This is a genomic window from Burkholderia contaminans, from assembly GCF_029633825.1.
Taxonomy (GTDB): Bacteria; Pseudomonadota; Gammaproteobacteria; order Burkholderiales; family Burkholderiaceae; genus Burkholderia; species Burkholderia contaminans.
Genome location: NZ_CP090641.1, coordinates 1,904,891 through 1,921,106, shown reverse-complemented (window position 1 = coordinate 1,921,106; position 16,216 = coordinate 1,904,891). Strand labels below are relative to the sequence as shown.

At 66.7% G+C, this 16,216-nt stretch carries 12 protein-coding genes; all 12 read left to right on the top strand.

What is annotated here, in order from left to right:
• Nucleotides 1-705: 705 nt before the first annotated feature.
• The 12 genes from LXE91_RS26305 (at nucleotide 706) to LXE91_RS26250 (ending at nucleotide 16,125) form a co-directional block, all read left to right on the top strand.
• A complete protein-coding gene (locus LXE91_RS26305) occupies nucleotides 706-2,304 on the top strand; it encodes a tetratricopeptide repeat-containing glycosyltransferase family protein (RefSeq protein ID WP_039344224.1) in 1,599 nt (532 codons plus the stop codon).
• Nucleotides 2,305-2,604: 300 nt separating this feature from the next.
• Entirely contained in the window at nucleotides 2,605-2,805 is a 201-nt protein-coding gene (locus tag LXE91_RS26300; protein ID WP_039344226.1) for a hypothetical protein, read from the top strand.
• 549 nt (nucleotides 2,806-3,354) lie between these two features.
• Nucleotides 3,355-4,758, top strand: coding sequence for an undecaprenyl-phosphate glucose phosphotransferase (locus tag LXE91_RS26295; RefSeq protein ID WP_039344228.1), 1,404 nt, complete (start codon nucleotides 3,355-3,357; stop codon nucleotides 4,756-4,758).
• A 132-nt stretch (nucleotides 4,759-4,890) separates the two neighbouring features.
• Entirely contained in the window at nucleotides 4,891-6,006 is a 1,116-nt protein-coding gene (locus LXE91_RS26290) for a polysaccharide biosynthesis/export family protein (protein ID WP_455550414.1), read from the top strand.
• Between the two features lie 16 nt (nucleotides 6,007-6,022).
• Nucleotides 6,023-6,460: a low molecular weight protein-tyrosine-phosphatase gene (locus tag LXE91_RS26285; protein WP_039344231.1), complete on the top strand. Its 438-nt coding sequence runs from the start codon at nucleotides 6,023-6,025 to the stop codon at nucleotides 6,458-6,460.
• Nucleotides 6,461-6,470: 10 nt separating this feature from the next.
• Nucleotides 6,471-8,756, top strand: a complete 2,286-nt coding sequence (locus LXE91_RS26280; protein WP_039344233.1) for a polysaccharide biosynthesis tyrosine autokinase — start codon at nucleotides 6,471-6,473, stop codon at nucleotides 8,754-8,756.
• Complete coding sequence (locus LXE91_RS26275; protein WP_039344235.1) at nucleotides 8,753-9,814, top strand: glycosyltransferase family 4 protein; 1,062 nt, start codon at nucleotides 8,753-8,755, stop codon at nucleotides 9,812-9,814. Before LXE91_RS26280 ends, LXE91_RS26275 begins: the two co-directional genes overlap by 4 nt.
• Nucleotides 9,801-10,895, top strand: a complete 1,095-nt coding sequence (locus tag LXE91_RS26270) for a polysaccharide pyruvyl transferase family protein (RefSeq protein ID WP_039344237.1) — start codon at nucleotides 9,801-9,803, stop codon at nucleotides 10,893-10,895. The genes LXE91_RS26275 and LXE91_RS26270 overlap by 14 nt, the downstream gene beginning before the upstream one ends.
• On the top strand, nucleotides 10,855-12,033 hold the full coding sequence (locus LXE91_RS26265) for a glycosyltransferase (protein WP_223274437.1): 1,179 nt from the start codon (nucleotides 10,855-10,857) through the stop codon (nucleotides 12,031-12,033). The genes LXE91_RS26270 and LXE91_RS26265 overlap by 41 nt, the downstream gene beginning before the upstream one ends.
• Nucleotides 12,021-13,319, top strand: coding sequence for a hypothetical protein (locus tag LXE91_RS26260; RefSeq protein ID WP_046197015.1), 1,299 nt, complete (start codon nucleotides 12,021-12,023; stop codon nucleotides 13,317-13,319). The genes LXE91_RS26265 and LXE91_RS26260 overlap by 13 nt, the downstream gene beginning before the upstream one ends.
• Complete coding sequence (locus LXE91_RS26255; protein WP_039344241.1) at nucleotides 13,316-14,683, top strand: endo-1,3-alpha-glucanase family glycosylhydrolase; 1,368 nt, start codon at nucleotides 13,316-13,318, stop codon at nucleotides 14,681-14,683. Before LXE91_RS26260 ends, LXE91_RS26255 begins: the two co-directional genes overlap by 4 nt.
• Nucleotides 14,680-16,125 (top strand): hypothetical protein, encoded by a 1,446-nt coding sequence (locus LXE91_RS26250; protein WP_039344243.1) that lies wholly within the window; start codon nucleotides 14,680-14,682, stop codon nucleotides 16,123-16,125. The genes LXE91_RS26255 and LXE91_RS26250 overlap by 4 nt, the downstream gene beginning before the upstream one ends.
• Nucleotides 16,126-16,216 lie beyond the last annotated feature (91 nt).

The following is a 16,216-nucleotide window of genomic DNA, read 5'->3' as shown; positions in this document are numbered from 1 at the left end:
CGCCACGCATCGCTCGATCGGGTCGATCGGCGCGCGCATGCGGCCGGGAAAAAGACGCTGCCCGAAGCCGGGCAGCGCATTGAACGAAGACATGCTTCGGATACGAGGCGTCGGGCACATACCATGCGGCCGCCCGACCTGCGCATTGTCGAAGAACGATCAGCGTCCGCACAATCAGCCGGGTCCTAATCCGCGTAATTTCTTCGACCGCTCGTGCGGCAGACGCGCCAGTGTTCATGCGACTTCGCCCGCCGGCAACGCAGGCAGGTTCTCCAGCACCCCATCGATCATCGTCCGACCTCCTCATCAAGCCGAAGCCAGCCATCCCGGCCCCGAATGTCTTGCATTAAAGACGCAGACAACGCCGATCTCCATCGGACAGGTCTTACATGGGCCCCGCGATACGCACGAATCAGACCGGGCCTACACGGACACGTCCAACAGGCCTTCCTGTCGGCATACGCAAGAGTTACGTACGTTTCCGATCCTCAAACTCAACCGTTTAGGACATGTCCTATTCATTTGCCCATGGCACCTGCATAAAGTGGAGTGCATCACGGCACCGGGCCTTCCACTTCAACCGGAACGACAGCCCGCGATGCCATCCGGCGCCATGCTTCGCATCGCGAAGTGTTGTTAGCCCTCCCGATTCACGATGCAGCCGATCGCCGCCCGACGCGCGAACGGCATTCCGGAGAGACCCCCATGCAGATCACCTCGCACGACATGCCCACGCTTGCCGACATTCCCCGACTGCCGGCCGACCTCGCCGATACGACGCAATCCGAATCGGTCGAAGCGCAGGCCGCGCCCGGCATGCTCGACGAGTCCGTCGCCGCAGCCACGCAAACGCTGATCGAGCGCGGCGATCTCGCGCGCGCTGCCGAGCTCGCCGTCATGCACTGGCAACAGCATCCCGCTTCGCCGGCGGCGGCGTTCAATTGCGGTTATGCACTTCAGATGGCCGGGCGCCACGCGGAAGCGATCGTTCCGTATCGCGAGACGCTCGCGCTCGCCCCCGCATGGCCATCGCTGAAGAACAATCTCGCGCTTGCGATCCGTCAGTCGGGCGGTCATCCCGAGCTGGAACACGCCTTCATCGAAGGCGCACTCGACGACGATCCGGGCAACGCAAACGCGTGGACCAACGCGGTCATCACGCGCCTCGATCGCTTCGACCTGGACGGCGCACTGCGCGCAGCCACCCGCGCCGTCACGCTTGCGCCGGACAGCCCGCTCGCGGCCAACAATGCGACCGCCGTGTTCAAGGAAGCGCAACGGTGGGACGAAGCCGAGCAGTACGCGCAACGTGCATGCGCCCTCGATCCGCAAGACCTGGCGCACCGCCACAACCTGTCGCTGCTGCGTCTCGCGCGTGGCGACTTCGCATCGGGATGGAACGATTACGAGGCGCGCTGGCACGGCGCGGCGGAGCTGCGCGACACGCTGCCCGGGTTTGCCCGGCCGCGCTGGGGCGGCGAGTCGCTTGCCGGCAAGACGCTGCTCGTCTGGGGCGAACAAGGCATCGGCGACGTGTTGCAGTTCAGCCGCTACGTGCCGCTGCTCGCGCAGCGCGTGCATCGCGAAGGCGGGCGGCTCGTGTGGAATATGTTTCCGCAGATGGGCGCCCTGATCGAGCGCAGCCTCGGCGATCACGCCGACGTGTTCGACACCCATACCCGCGTCGAGCACCTGCCCCCCTTCGACTACGAACTGCCGCTGATGAGTATTCCGTGGATGCTCGGCCTCGACACGGACGCCCTCTTCACGTCGGCGCCTTACCTCCATGCGGATGCCGCAGCCACCGACGCATGGCGCCACGCGCTATCCGGCGAGACGCGGCTGAAGGTCGGCCTCGCGTGGACAGGCAGCCTCACCCATCAACGCAACCGCTTCCGCCGGGTCGGGCTCGAGCGCTACGCCGATGCGTTTGCCGGCATGCAGAAGGACGTCGCGTTCTACTCGCTGCAACCGGGCGCGCAGCATGACGTTGAAGCCGCAAAGGCGACCGGGTTCGACGTAATCGACATGACGCGCGAATGGAAGACGCTCGACGACACCGCCGCGTTCGTCGGCGCGCTCGATCTGGTGATCACCGTCTGCACGTCGGTCGCGCACCTGAGCGGCGCGCTGGGTCAGTCCACCTGGGTGCTGCTCGATGCGAACCCGCATTGGGTCTGGCAGCATGACCGGCGTGACAGCCCGTTCTATCCGAGTTCGACGCTGTATCGCCAGCGAACGTTCGCAGACTGGCGGCCGGTGCTCGACGAAGTCACCACGGATCTTCGCGCGCTCGCAACCTGAAAGGCGGCAGTCGGCTGTCCGGCAAGGAAACCGCCAATCCGAACGGCCGTGCTTCGTGTCGCGGTGCCGTTCATGAGGATCGCCTGATGCGGCTTCACCGGCCATCGACACGAAGCAGACCGCTCCGTTTCCAACACCGCCGCTCGTAGCGGCGTCTCGCGTCCCGCCCCACTCTGCGCAACCACGCGCCCACGCGGCACGACGTCTTCCTGGCGGATCTCGATCCGGATGCGACGGCACGCTCATTGCAGGTAGTCGTGCTCGCCGGTGGTGCAACCGGCAGGCAACCAGATCGATCGAATGCAGCCGGATTACACCCGCATGTCGTCGGCCCCGCGCTGCATGCACGCCACGTTGACGCGGGCCGCCCCTTTCCTCGACTTCATGACGAGTCGACGCATGCAGTTTCCCCACACGGTTTCGCGCTCGCGCGACCTGAAAACCCTCTCGTTCCCCGGTCGTTTAACCATCCTTGACCTCGTCGATCCGGAGTCCGAATAGGCCTCGGACCAGTCCGAACATCTTTCTCGCTCCGTTCGCGTGTGGGCCGATGGCCGCGCACCATCATCGTTCATAGACTCGCCGTACTGCTCGAGCGCACCGGGCAAGGTGCCGCGATGCCGGCAATCGAACGAAGCCTCTCGCGGCACGTGCCACGAACCCGCGTGAAGGCAAGGACGAACGGACAGCATGAAGAACGAACACGCGTCTCACCACTCACCAACGTCACTGTCGTACGGACGACCGGCCCCGTTTCGATCGGCGCAGTCGCGACGCTTCATGAAGTGTTCGTGCCGACTGCTTGTGCCGCGCCTTCCGCGATCGCGCACCCTCGACGACGTATTCGGGCACGAGCAACGATTTAGTTCTTGTCCTATGCCTATTAAAGACCAGACCCGTCATCGTCCCATGGTTCAGCGGTCGAGCCACTCATAAACTCATCTTTCTTGCCAACTGTCATTATCAAACACCATGTCATGTCCGGTTTCCCACAACACGCATGAAGTTGCACCGCGCCAACGGATCCGGGATGACCAGGGGTCAAGCCGAATGAATACAGCTATGCAGCGCAAGCGGGCAACGGTCGGTGCGCGTTTCGTATGCGCGATCGATACGCTGCTGATCGTCGTCATTGCGGTGATCGTGCATCAAGGTTCTCTTTTCAATCTCGCGACACTTCGCATCGAATGGCTGTTGATCAGCGTCAGCGCGCTGCTCGCGGCATTCGTTCTGCGGCTCGCCGGCATCGGCCTCGATGGCCGCACGCGACCGGCGACACGCCATGCCCTGCGTACGCTCTTGCTCTGGTTTGTCGTTCAAGGTTTTGTATTCCTAAAAATGATTGCGATAACGGACGTCACGGCGCCGCTGCTCGCGTGGTTTTTCGGATGGACGTTCTGTGCCGCGATTGCACTCGTTGCATTCCGGCTCGTACTGGGCGTCGTATGCCGTCGCAGCCTGGGCGTGGCAGGCATGCCGTCGCGCATCGCGATCGTCGGCGGCGGCGAATGGCTCGAGCGCATCGTCGAGTCGCTCCGCGGGGCCGGTGCGGCACGCTACCGCTTCGTCGGCGCATATCGCACGACGGGCGAGACCGTCGCGCTCGGCGGTAACGGTTTCGTCGCGACCGATCTCGCGTCATTCGCCGCATCCGCGCGTGCAGCGTGCGCGGACGAGATCTGGATTGCGCTGCCGCTCGACGACGACGCCGCGATCACGCGCGTGATCGACGAGTTCCGCGCCGATTTCGTCGAACTGCGGCTGATGCCCGACGTCAGCAAACACGCGCTGTTCGGCAGCCACGTCGAGGACATCCTCGGCGAGCCGGCGATCTCGCTGGCCGCGCCGCCGCTGTCGCGACGCGCGCTGCTCACGAAATCGATCTTCGATCGCCTGTTCGCGGCTGCCGTGCTGATCGTGCTGATGCCGTTGATGCTCGTCCTCGCCTTGGCCATCAAGCTGACATCGCCGGGCCCCGTGCTGTTCACGCAGCGGCGCCGCGGTGCCGACGGCCAGACGTTCGACATCTACAAGTTCCGCACGATGCGCGTGCATGTCGAACAACCGGGCAAGGTCGCACAGGCCACGCGCAACGACCCGCGCGTGACGAAAGTCGGCGCATTCCTGCGCCGCACGAGCCTCGACGAGCTGCCGCAGTTCGTCAACGTGCTGTTCGGCGACATGTCGGTGGTCGGCCCGCGCCCGCATGCGGTGGAGCACGACGCGCAATACCGCACGCTCGTCGACGGCTACATCCACCGCTACCGGATCAAGCCAGGCATCACGGGCTGGGCGCAGATCAACGGCCTGCGCGGCGCGACCGAGCAGCTCGAAAGCATGCAGTCGCGTGTCGAGTACGACCTGTACTACCTGCGCAACTGGTCGTTCGCGCTCGATCTTCGAATCATCGGCGCGACGGTGCTGAAAGGCTTCGGGCACCAGAACGCTTACTGAGCGCCCCATGCACGTCGTCACGACGCGCCAACCGGACAAGCAGGTCTTACATTGAAGTTCTCTCTTTCCCGCTCCTTCGGCGGCCGCCATCCCCGCGCGGCCGCGGTCGCTCCGTCACCCGCGCCCGGCATCGTGCGCGGGTGCGCCGGGGTCCTTTTCTGCGCGGTGCTGTCGGGCTGCGCGTTCGCGCCCGGGATGCAGATGCCCACCCAGGCCAGCCTGCCTGTGTCGGGCGGCGATGCGCATACGCCGGGCACCGTGCTGCCGGTGTCCATCGCCGAAATCAATGCGACGCTGATTCGCCAGTTGAGGGCCGACGCACGCAGTGCGGCCACCAACCAGGCCGCTGCGCTCGTCGGACCCGCCACTGCCTATACGCTCGGCGCCGGCGACGTGCTGCAGGTCACCGTGTGGGATCACCCTGAACTGGCGCTCGCGCAGGGCCAGCAGCCGCAGACGAACACACGCCCGTCCGATCCGCCGCAGGGCTTCGTCATCGACGACGCAGGCAACGTGCAGATGCCCTACGCCGGCAACGTGCCGGTCGCGGGCCTGACGGTCGACGGCGCACGCCAGGCGATCTCGGCCGCGCTCGCGCGCTACTTCGTCGCACCGAAGGTCACGGTGCGCGTCGCGTCGTTCCGCGCGAAACAGATTCACGTCGACGGCGAAGTCCGCACACCGGGCACCGTGCCGGTCAACGACGTGCCGCTGACGCTGTACGAAGCGGTCGGCCGCGCGGGCGGCTTCACGGCGGCGGCCGACCAGAGCCGCCTCGAGCTGGTGCGCGGCGGCGCGTCCTATCCGATCGACCTGCCCGACATGCTCGCGCGCGGCGTGAATCCGTCCAGCCTGGTGCTGCGCAACGGCGACCTGCTGCGCGTGGTGCCGCGCGAGGAAAACGGCGTGTACGTGATGGGCGAGGTTTCCCGTCCGATCACCGCGCTGCCGCTACGCACGGGCCGGCTCACGCTGAGCGATGCGCTGTCGCAGGCCGGCAGCTTCAACAGCGCAAGCGCGGACGCCGCGCAGCTCTACGTGATTCGCGGCGCGACGAGCGACGCGCCGCGTGTGTTCCACCTCGATGCACGCTCGCCCGTCGCGATGGTGCTGGCCAACCAGTTCGACCTGCAGCCCAAGGACGTCGTCTACGTCGACAGCAACAGCCTCGTGCGCGCCAGCCGCGTGCTGAACCTGCTGTTGCCGGCGATCAATGCCGGCTTGACGGGCGCGATCGTCACGAAATGACTGGAGACCGTCGCCCATGATTCGAAACATTCTCATCATCTGCACCGGAAATATCTGTCGCAGCCCGATCGGCGAAGGGCTGCTGCGATCGCGCCTGGCGGGCGTCGAGGTGGCGTCGGCCGGCACGTCCGCGCTCGTCGGCGAGCCCGCCGACGGAAGTGCGGTCGTGGTCGCGGCCGAGCACGGGATCGACCTCTCCGCGCACCGTGCGCAGCAACTTACCGCGGCACTGATTCGCGGCGCCGACATCGTCCTGACGATGGAAGCCGCCCAGAAGCGCGCGATCGTCGAGCGCTATCCCTATGCGCTCGGACGCGTGTTCCAGCTCGACAAGCAGAACGGCATGGATGTGCCGGATCCCTACATGAAACCGGTCGATGCGTTCCGGCAGGCCTATTCCCGGATCGAGCACGGCGTGAACGCGTGGGTGCCCACGATCGCGGCACTGAAATGAGCGTTGAACGATGAACAAAGTCCTCATGAACCGGGCATCGTGCCCATTACCCGAAACCGACCTCGGCGACGAGCCGGAACTGGTCCGGTATGCCGACCTGGTATTGACGAACCGCTGGCTGGTGGCCGGTGTCGCGGCCGCCGTGTTTGCCGTCGGCGCCGCGTATGCGCTGCTCGCGAAGCCGGTCTACGAGTCGAACCTGCTGATCCAGGTCGAGGACAACACGGGCTCGCCCGACTCGCTGCTCGGCAGCGTGTCGTCGCTCTTCGACGCGAAGATCCAGGCGGCCGCCGAAATTGAAATCCTCAAGTCGCGCATGGTCGTCGGCCATGCCGTCGAGAACCTGCGCCTGTACGTCGACGCGCAACCGAAACGCTTCCCGCTGATCGGCAACGCGATCGCCAAACGCGCGCACGGCCTGTCGCATCCCGGGCTGTTCGGCTTCGGCGGATACGGCTGGGGCAACGAATCGATCGACATCGGCACGTTCGATGTGCCGAAGGCGTTCGAGGGCGAGACGTTCGAGCTGACGGCGCTGCCCGACGGCCGCTTCCGGCTGAAAAGCGGCGATCTCGACCGGCCGATCGAAGGCGTGCCCGGGCAGCTCGTCGAGTCGACACAGGCCGGCGGCACGTTCCGCATCCGCGTGGACGCGCTCCAAGCGCGGCCGGGTGCAGCGTTCCGGATCGAACGGCTCTCCGAACTCAAGACGCTGCAGAAACTGCAGAAGCACCTGAACGTGTCGGAGATCCGAAAGCAGAGCAACGTCATCAGCGTGTCGCTGAAGGGGGAAGACCCGGACACGGTCGCTAGCATCCTCAATACGATCGGCACCGCGTACATCGCGCAGAACGTCAAGCGCAAATCGGCGGAAGCGGAGAAGTCGCTCGCGTTCCTCGAGACCGTCGCGCCGCAACTGAAGCAGAACCTCGAACAGGCGGAAGCGAAATACAACGCGATGCGGCGCAAGCGCGGCACGTTCAACCTCGGCATCGAGGCGCAGGCCTACCTGCAGGACAGTATCGCCACGCAGGGGACGCTGCTGGCGTTGCAGCAGAAGCGCGCGGAAGCATCGACGCGGTTCGCGGCCGACCATCCCGACATGCAGGCGCTCGATCGGCAGATCGACGGCGCGCAACAGAAGATCGACGGGCTGTCGGCACGTCTGCACGCGTTCCCCGATATCGAGCAGGACGAGCTGCGGCTGCGACGCGACGTCGAGGTCGGCAACGAAATGTACGTCGGCGTGCTCAACAACATCCAGCAACTGAAGCTCGTGTCGGCCGGCAAGGTCGGCAACGTGCGCGAAGTCGACCACGCGCCCGTCCCGGAAGAGCCGGTCGAGCCGCGCAAGGCGCTGATTCTCGCCCTGTCCGCGATTCTCGGCGTGATGCTGGGCGTCACGGCGGCAGTCGCGCGCGAATCGCTGTTCGGCGGCGTGACCGATGCCAGCGATATCGAGCGCCGCACCGGCCTGACCGTCTACGGCACGATCCCCGATTCGGCGGCGCAGCGCGCGGCAGCGGCCTCCGCCGCCCGGCGCGGGTACGTGCCGTCGCTGCTCGCCGACGAGCACCCGTACGACCCTTCCATCGAAAGCCTGAAAAGCCTGCGTACGACCCTCAGTCTGGCGCTGCTCGACGCGGACAACAACCGCGTGCTGCTGACGGGGCCGAGCCCCGGCGTCGGCAAGTCGTTCGTATCGGCCAACCTGGCAGCCGTGATGGCTGCCGCCGGCCAGCGCGTGCTGCTGGTCGACGCGGACATGCGGCGCGGCCACCTGAACGAAGCCTTCGACGTGCCGCGCACGCCGGGGCTGTCCGACCTGCTGACGGGAAGCGTGTCGCTGCACGGTGCCGTGCGACGCGTGTCGGAAGGACTGGATTTCATGCCGACGGGCACGCCTTCGTCGCGCACGTCGGAGCTGCTGCAGGGCGAACCGACCCATCGCCTGCTCGACGAGATGAGCGCCGCCTACGACGTCGTGATCATCGACACGCCGCCGGTGCTCGCGGTACCCGACGCCAGCATCCTGGCACCGCACTGCGCGACGGCGTTCCTCGTGACGCGCGCCCGTCAGACGACGATCGACGAGATCGCCGAAGCGTCGAAGCAGCTGAGCCGGGTCTCGGCGGGCCTGCCTGGCGTGCTGTTCAACGGCGTCGATACACGCGCGCTGGGCTATCGCTCGCGCTACGGCGCGTATCGCTATGCGCCGTACGGCTCGACCGAAACGAACGGCGGCGCGCCTGCCGCTGCCGGCCGCCGGCCGCGTACGCGGAAGGAGGCGTCATGAGGATCGTCCATGTGGTGGAAACCTGGGTGGGCGGCATCGCCACCTACGTCGGCGCGCTGGCTCGCGAGCAGATCGCGCTCGGCAACGAAGTCCTGCTGATCTGCGACCCCGACAAGATGTCCGGCACGACCGGCGTGGACGGGCTGACGCTGATCGGCTACCGGTCGAGCCGGCACCCGGCGCGCATCCCGCGGGTCGCGCGCGAGATCCGCGCATTGCTGAAGGCCGTCGACCCGGACGTGATCCACTGCCACAGCACGTTCCCCGGCGTGTACGTGCGCCTGCTCCGGCATCCCCGCGCGAAGGTCCTCTATACGCCGCATGCGTGGGCGTTCCTGAAGAAGGATGTCGGCACCGTCACGCGGCTGGGCTACGCGCTGACCGAGCGCCTGCTGGCCCGCCGGTGCGACCGGATCGTCTGCATGTCGCTGGAGGAACTGCGGGCCGCGCGCAAGTACCGGATGCCGATGTCGAAGGTGGACCTCGTCTATACGGGGATCGCCGCCGACGACGCGAGGGCCGTTCTCGACCGCCCGTCCGGCAACGCGACGATCCGGGTCGGCTACTTCGGGCGCCTCGATTATCAGAAGGGTTTCGACATCGTGCTCGATGCGATACCCGCGCTGAAGGCCGGCATCGAAATCAACGTGTACGGCATGGCAGTGCGCGGCGGCGTCGAGACGGGCCGCGGCGACGATTCACGGATCGTCTACCACGGCTGGGTCGACGCCGCTGCTACGAAGGCCGCGATGCAGGCCATGGACGTCGTGATCGTGCCGTCCCGCTGGGAAGGGTTGGCGCTGGTGCCGATCGAGGCGATGCGTGCCGGCAAGGTGCTCGTCGTCTCCGGCGAAAGCTCGCTGCCCGAGCAGGTGATCCATGGCTACAACGGCATCATCCTCACCGAGCTCACCGGGCCGTGCCTCGCCGACAACCTGAACCGCCTGACGGTCGACAACTGCCGGCGCATGGGCAACAACGCGCGGCACGTGTTCGACCAGACCTTCAGGCAGGAACACTTCCTGAAATCGCTGATGCGGATCTATGAACAAGCCTGACGTCTATCTCCTGCACGCGTACAGCTCGCGAAACAGCGGCGATGGCCTGCTGGTCAAGCTGAGCCTGAAGGCGATCCGCGCCGCCGGCATCGACGATGTCGTCACGATCGTCTGTCTCGATCCGGCCTCGTTCGACGGCTATCTCGACGATGCGAACGTCCGCCTCTGGTCGCTGGCCCGGTTCTGCGTCGAGACCGTGCGCGGGCTCGGCCGTGCGCGGCCCGCGCTGTTCTTCGGCGTGGGCGGCGGTTACCTGCGCGCGTCCAGCGGCATCGAGGGCTGGAAAGCGCTGATCGCGCACGGCAGCCAGCTGGCCTGCACGGCGTTGCGCCGCACGAAGCGCTCGATCTATCTGCCGCAGAGCATCGGTCCGCTGAAGTCCCTGCCCGGCGCGCTGCTGGCCGCGCTGGTGCGACGCTGCGTCGATGTCGTGTTCCTGCGCGACGACCAGAGCGTCGACGAGCTCGCGCATCCGCACGGCATCCGCACGGGCGATCTCGTCGTGCTCGAGATCGCCCGGACGCCGCGCCGCGAGTCGGCTGCGAAGCGCAGTATCCAACGTACCCGCCCGATCCGGTTCGTGTTCCGCGACCTGAAGGGCAAGCCGTATCGCGACGACTACGTCGTCAATCTGCGCCGCCTCGGAAAGCTGCTGCCGGACGCGGGTTTCGCGCTGCAAAGCAGCGGCCGCGGCAACGGCGACGACACGTTCTACCGCGACACGTTCGGTGTCGGGCAAGTCGACGACCTGGCGACGCTCGTCGCACGCGAGCGCCCGGTGGTCGTCTCCGTCCGCCTGCACGGCAGCCTCGAAAGCGTGCTGGCCGGCGTGCCGAGCATTCATATCGCCTACGAGCGCAAGGGCCACGCCGCTTACGACGACCTCGGGCTGTCGCGCTATGTCGTGCATGCGAGCGACTTCGACGCGCATCGCGTCGCCGCACTGGCGCGCGAGGTCGCGGAAGACGACGGCGCTTACTGGCAGGCGATGCACGCGGAAGGCGCGGGTCGCTACAACGAGATGGTCGAAAGGATCCGTCATGAAATCGAGCAGTTCCATCACCTTCGTGATGGACGGTAATTTTTCGCGGGTCGGCCGCGAAATCTACAGTCCCCACATGGGTCACGAAAAGTTCGCGGGCCGCTTTGCACCGCATTTCGATGCGGTGCGGATCGTCGCGCGCGCGTTTCCGAAAACGCGACCGATCGGCTCGCTCGTGACCGGGCCGACTACGTCGTTCGTCGATCTCGGCGCGATTCGCGGCGCCCGCCACTGGCTTCCGGGCTTGCCGCGTGCGACGGCGCGGCTGATCGGCGCGCTCCGCGGCGCGCAAACGCTGGTGATCCGCTTTCCGGGCAACGTCGCGACGCTCGCGCTGCTGCTGTGCTGGGTCATGCGCAAGCCGTTCTCGGCCGAAATCGTGGCCGATCCGGAGGATTACTTCAGCAAGGCGGCGTCAGATCACCCGCTGCGCCGCGTCGCGAAATGGCTTCATTGCCGCGCGACCGCATGCGCCGCTCGGCGGGCGCAAAGCGTGCGCTACGTGACGGAGGCGTATCTGCAGGAAAAGTATCCGCCGCGTGCGCGCACCGCTTCGTTCGGCTTCAGCGACGCGTTCCTGCCGGACGGGCTCTTCGTCGCGCGCGATCCCGCCGCACGTGCGCAGCCCGGATCGCTGCGGCTGATCAACGTATCGATGATGCACAACCGGAGCAAGGGACACGTCGCGCTGCTCGAAGCCGTGGCGCGCCTGAGGCGCAAGAACGTGGCCGTCGTCCTCACGCTCGTCGGCGACGGTGCCTTGCGCGCGGAACTGGAAGCCATGGCGCACGCACTGGGCATCGCGAACGGGGTGGCGTTCCGCGGGCAGGTGTCGTCGGAAACGGCCTGCGCGATGGTCGCGGAACACGATCTGTTCGTGCTGCCGTCGCTGCAGGAGGGCATGCCGCGCGCGATGCTGGAAGCCATGGCGGTCGGCACGCCGGTGCTCGGCACGCGCGTGGGCGGGATTCCGGAAGTGCTGCCGGCGAGCGACCTGATCCGGGCCGGCTCGGTCGATGCGATCGAAGCCGCGATCGATGCGATCGCGCGCGACCCGGCGCAGCTCGTCGACATGCGTGCCCGCCAGCAGGCGAAGGCCGCCGGTTTCTCGTATTCGGCGCTGCAGGAAAAGTATGACGCGTACTGCCGTTACCTGATCGAACGATGCGCCGCCTGAACGCTGACCTGATCCACGTCGTCGCCAGCGCCGGCTTGCCGGCGCTGGTGAATTTCGCCGTCGCGGCACTGGCGCTGCATCTCTTCGACTCCGTCCTGGTCGGGCGATCGTATGCGTTGCTGGCGCTGTTCTACGTCGCCATCGACGTGTTCAACTTCGGTTCCGCACGCATCTATACGATCGATCGCATCCGCGCGCGGTTTCCGGGCCTGCTCCGGCTCGACTGCGTCAGCGCGATCGGCTCGGCCGTGCTGTTCTGCGTGGCCTGCGCCGTGCTCGGCCGGACCGGCTCGATCGCGCTGCCGAACTGGACTGCGATGTTGGTGATCGCACCCGTGTGCTACGGGCTGTCGCATTTCGCGCTCGGGTTCTTCCGGATGACGAAGCGCAACGGCGTGGTGCTCGCGATCTCGACGATTTCCGCGTTATCGCGCCTGGCCGTGATCGCATTGCTTGCCGAATTCGCGGGCTTGCGCAGCCATTTCCCCGATCTGCTGCTGCTGGTGGAAGCCGCGTATGGCGCGATGTTGCTTGCCGCGTACCTGTGGCTGCGGCGCCGCGACACGGCCGATCATGAACCGGAGCGCCGGCAGGCGCCCGCGCGCGGCGGGCTCGGCTGGTATCGCGACTTCATCGCGCAGGCGCGCGGCGAAATGCTGAGCAGCTGGTATGCGAACGCCGTGCTGTCCGGCGCCAAGCATCTGGACGTCCTGATCGTTTCCGCCGTTGTCGGGCCGGCCGGCGCCGCACTGTATCGCGTCGCCAAGGGCTTCAACAATCTGGCCTTCAACTTCGGACAGTCGTTCTCGCTGGCGATCAGCGGAAACGACGGACGGGTATCGCGGTTGATCGGCGGAGCCGGGTTCGGCCGCACGCTCGCGGCAGGCCTGCTGGCGTGCGGCATCGCGCTGGCCGCCGCGTCGTACGCGTTGCTGGAAGTCCGGCTGTTTCCGGTTCAGTCGATCGGCAGCCGGTCGCATCAGTTCGCATTCGTGTTCGCCGTGCTGCTTGGCGCCTGCCTCGTGTTTCTCTGCCGGATCCTGTCGCTGTGGCTGTATGCGCGCAGCCGGCGCGCGTTCGTGAAGATGGCGTCGTGCGAGGCCGCGCTCACGCTCGCGCTGGTCGCGGCGCTCGGCTGGCAATTCGGCGTTCAAGGCGCGATTTGCGGCGTCGGTGCCGCGGCGCTCGTCATCCTGACGTCGTCGTGCGTGCTGCTGACACGCCGTGCCCCGCCTCGCGGCCGGCACCGGGCCGGGCCAGCGAACACTGAACAGGAGAGCTCATGAAACGACGATCCTTCATCGCGACGACGGTCGCTGCCGCACTGACCCCGGGCGAGCTGCTTCGCGCGCGCACGGCCGAAGCGAGCGGCGCCCCGGTCACGCGCAAGGTCTTCGCGCACTACATGGTCGCGTGGCCGAGAGACGGAAAAGTCACCAGCGCCGATCAGTACGCACAGGAAATGCAGGACGCGATGGCCGCCGGCATCGACGGCTTCGCGCTGAATTGCGGCGGCTGGAGCGCGTTCGAGCCGTATTACAAGCGGCGGGTCGAGGCAATGTACGATGCGGCCGATCGCTTCGACGGCGCGTTCGCGCTGTTCGTGTCCGCCGACGGCCGCGCGCAGGACGAGCTCGAGGACATCGTGCGGACCGTTCGCGGACGCCGCGCGCAGTTGATGGTGGACGGGCGCCCGATGGTGTCGGCGTACGCGCTGGGCGGACTCGAAGGCACTCACGCGTCATCGCTGCTGGCGACCGCGCAGCGCCTCGGCGCGTATTTCGTGCCGCACCTGTTCCCGCGCACCGGCGAACGGGAAATCGACGCGAACGTGGCGGCCGACATCGTCGAGCGGATCGGTCCGGCGGACGGTTACTTCTACTTCGGCGCGGCGGGCGCGCCGTCGCTGCTGGCCCGCTCCACGCGCGCGCTGGCCCCGGCCCTGCGCAACGCCGGCAAGACGTTCATGACCCCGGTGACACCGTACTACCGCGGCCTGCCGCAAGGCACGAACTATCGCGCGTTCGAGACGAACGGGTTTGCCGGCATGGCCGAGGAATGGCGCGCGGCGATTGAATCGCGTGCGACCTGGGTGCAGATCGTGACCTGGAACGACTGGTCGGAATCGACGTATGTCGCGCCGACCGGCGGCGCCCGGCAACCCGTCGTCTATCACGCACGCTTCGGTCCGATCCTGAGCCACGAGGGCTATCTGCGCGCGTCGCGCTACTACATACGCTGGTTCAAGACCGGCAGCCCGCCGCCGATCGAGCGCGACGAACTGTTCCATTTCTATCGCCTGTCGCCGGCCGCGCAAGGCGAGATCGCCGCAGACGGTGCGGCGGCGCCCACCTATCCGCCGCCGGACATGCCGCAGGGCCCGCTGGTCGATCGCGTGTTCGTGTGCGCATTCCTGACGCATCCTGCACGGTTGACCGTCCGCCAGGGTGGACGCGAATACCACCGCCCGCTGCCGGCCGGCATTTCATTCGTCGACGTGCCGAGTCTGCCCGGGCAGCCGAGGTTCACGCTCGTTCGCGACGGGCGCGTCGTGCTCGACCGCACCGGCGAGCTGGCGATCACCGAACACGACTACAGCAGCCTGTACGGTTACTACAGCGGCTGGACGACGGGCGCACCTTCGCTATGAATACGCTGCGCTCGACCCGCGACGCACGCCGCTCACGCAGCGGCTGGAGCATGATCGGAACGACGTGCGTCGTCGGCGCGCTCGCGGCGAGCGTCGCAACGCTCCTGCTGACCGGACACATGCACGGCGTGCTGCTGTTGCTGAACGGCGCGCTGCTGCTGGCCATCGCCGGCATCCGGCCGAGCAACCCGACCGTGCGCTGGTTCCGCATCTTCCTGTTCTTCTTTCTGGGCGTGTTTCCGCTCTGGCAGTTGCTGGCCGGAGACGAGATCTATCTTCATCTGCTGCCGCAGGACAGCCTCGCCGTCGCGCTCTGGTACGGCCTGAGCATCGCCGGCGTGCTGGTGGTCAAGCTGACCCTCGATGCATACGCCAGCCGCCTTCGCGAACCCGAGTGGCACTTCGAACCGGGCGTGTATGCGGGCGGACTCGCGTACCTGTTCGCACTGCTGTCGCTCGGTGCGCTTGCGTTCATCTACATCAAGCTGGGCGGCTATGCACGAATCGCCGAACTGTACGACACGCGCGTCGAACAAACCGGCACTGACAACGACCCGTTTCGCGGGTTGGGCGTGATCCAGGCGCTGGCCAACACGTCGCCGCTGTGGGTCTTCGTCTGCCTGACGATGCGTCGCCGCCGCAGTACGCTGCTCACCGTCGTGGCGTTCGTTCAGCTCGGCGTGCTGGGCTGGCTTTCGTCGGGCATCGCGGGAAGCCGCCAGGGCATCGTGTTCGTGCTGGTGTTCGCGCTGTTCATCCATCACGCGTTCGTCGCGCGGATCGGCCCGCGCACGATCCGGACCGCCGGCATCGGCGTGGCGCTGGTCGGGCTGCTGCTGATGCCATTGAAGTTCGGTCTCGGCTACGACGACGTCGCGAATCTGTCGCAGCGGTTTGCCGAACAACGCGATCTCGATTTGAGCATGGGCCCGGTCAGCGCGTTCCTGTTCCGCGACCTGTCGCGCTTCGACGTGCAGACGCTGGCGATCGACGCGGTCACGCAACCAGGCTACGCCTACCCGATGGGGCGCAGCTTCGTCGGCGCGGTTGCCTCGGTCGTGCCGAGCGCGCTATGGAGCGACCGGCCTGATACGTTCGCGCTGGAGAAATCCGACATCGTTCGAGATCTCGAACGCACCGCGCTCGACAAGACGACCCTGCTGTTCGGCATGCCGGGAGAATTCCTGGTGAACTTCGGCATCGCGGGATTCGTCCTGGCGTTCGTGATTCCCGCCCTGCTGCTCGTCATGCAGAACAACACGGGCAAGCGCGAGCGCAAGTGGCTGCCGCTGCGAGCCGTACTGTGGCCGCTGCCGTTCCTGTTCTTCCTGTTCGACTCGAACGTGCTCGTGTACTACACGGTGCGCTGGATCCTGCTGTTCGGCGTGCCGATGGCGTTCGTGCTGAACTGGCCGCGGCGATCGCGATCGCGAACCTACTGACCGTCACCGCGCGGCACGGCATGGCACGGCACGGCACGGCACGTCGTACATGACATGCCTGATCGTGCCGATGGACAGCACCTTCTTCGTC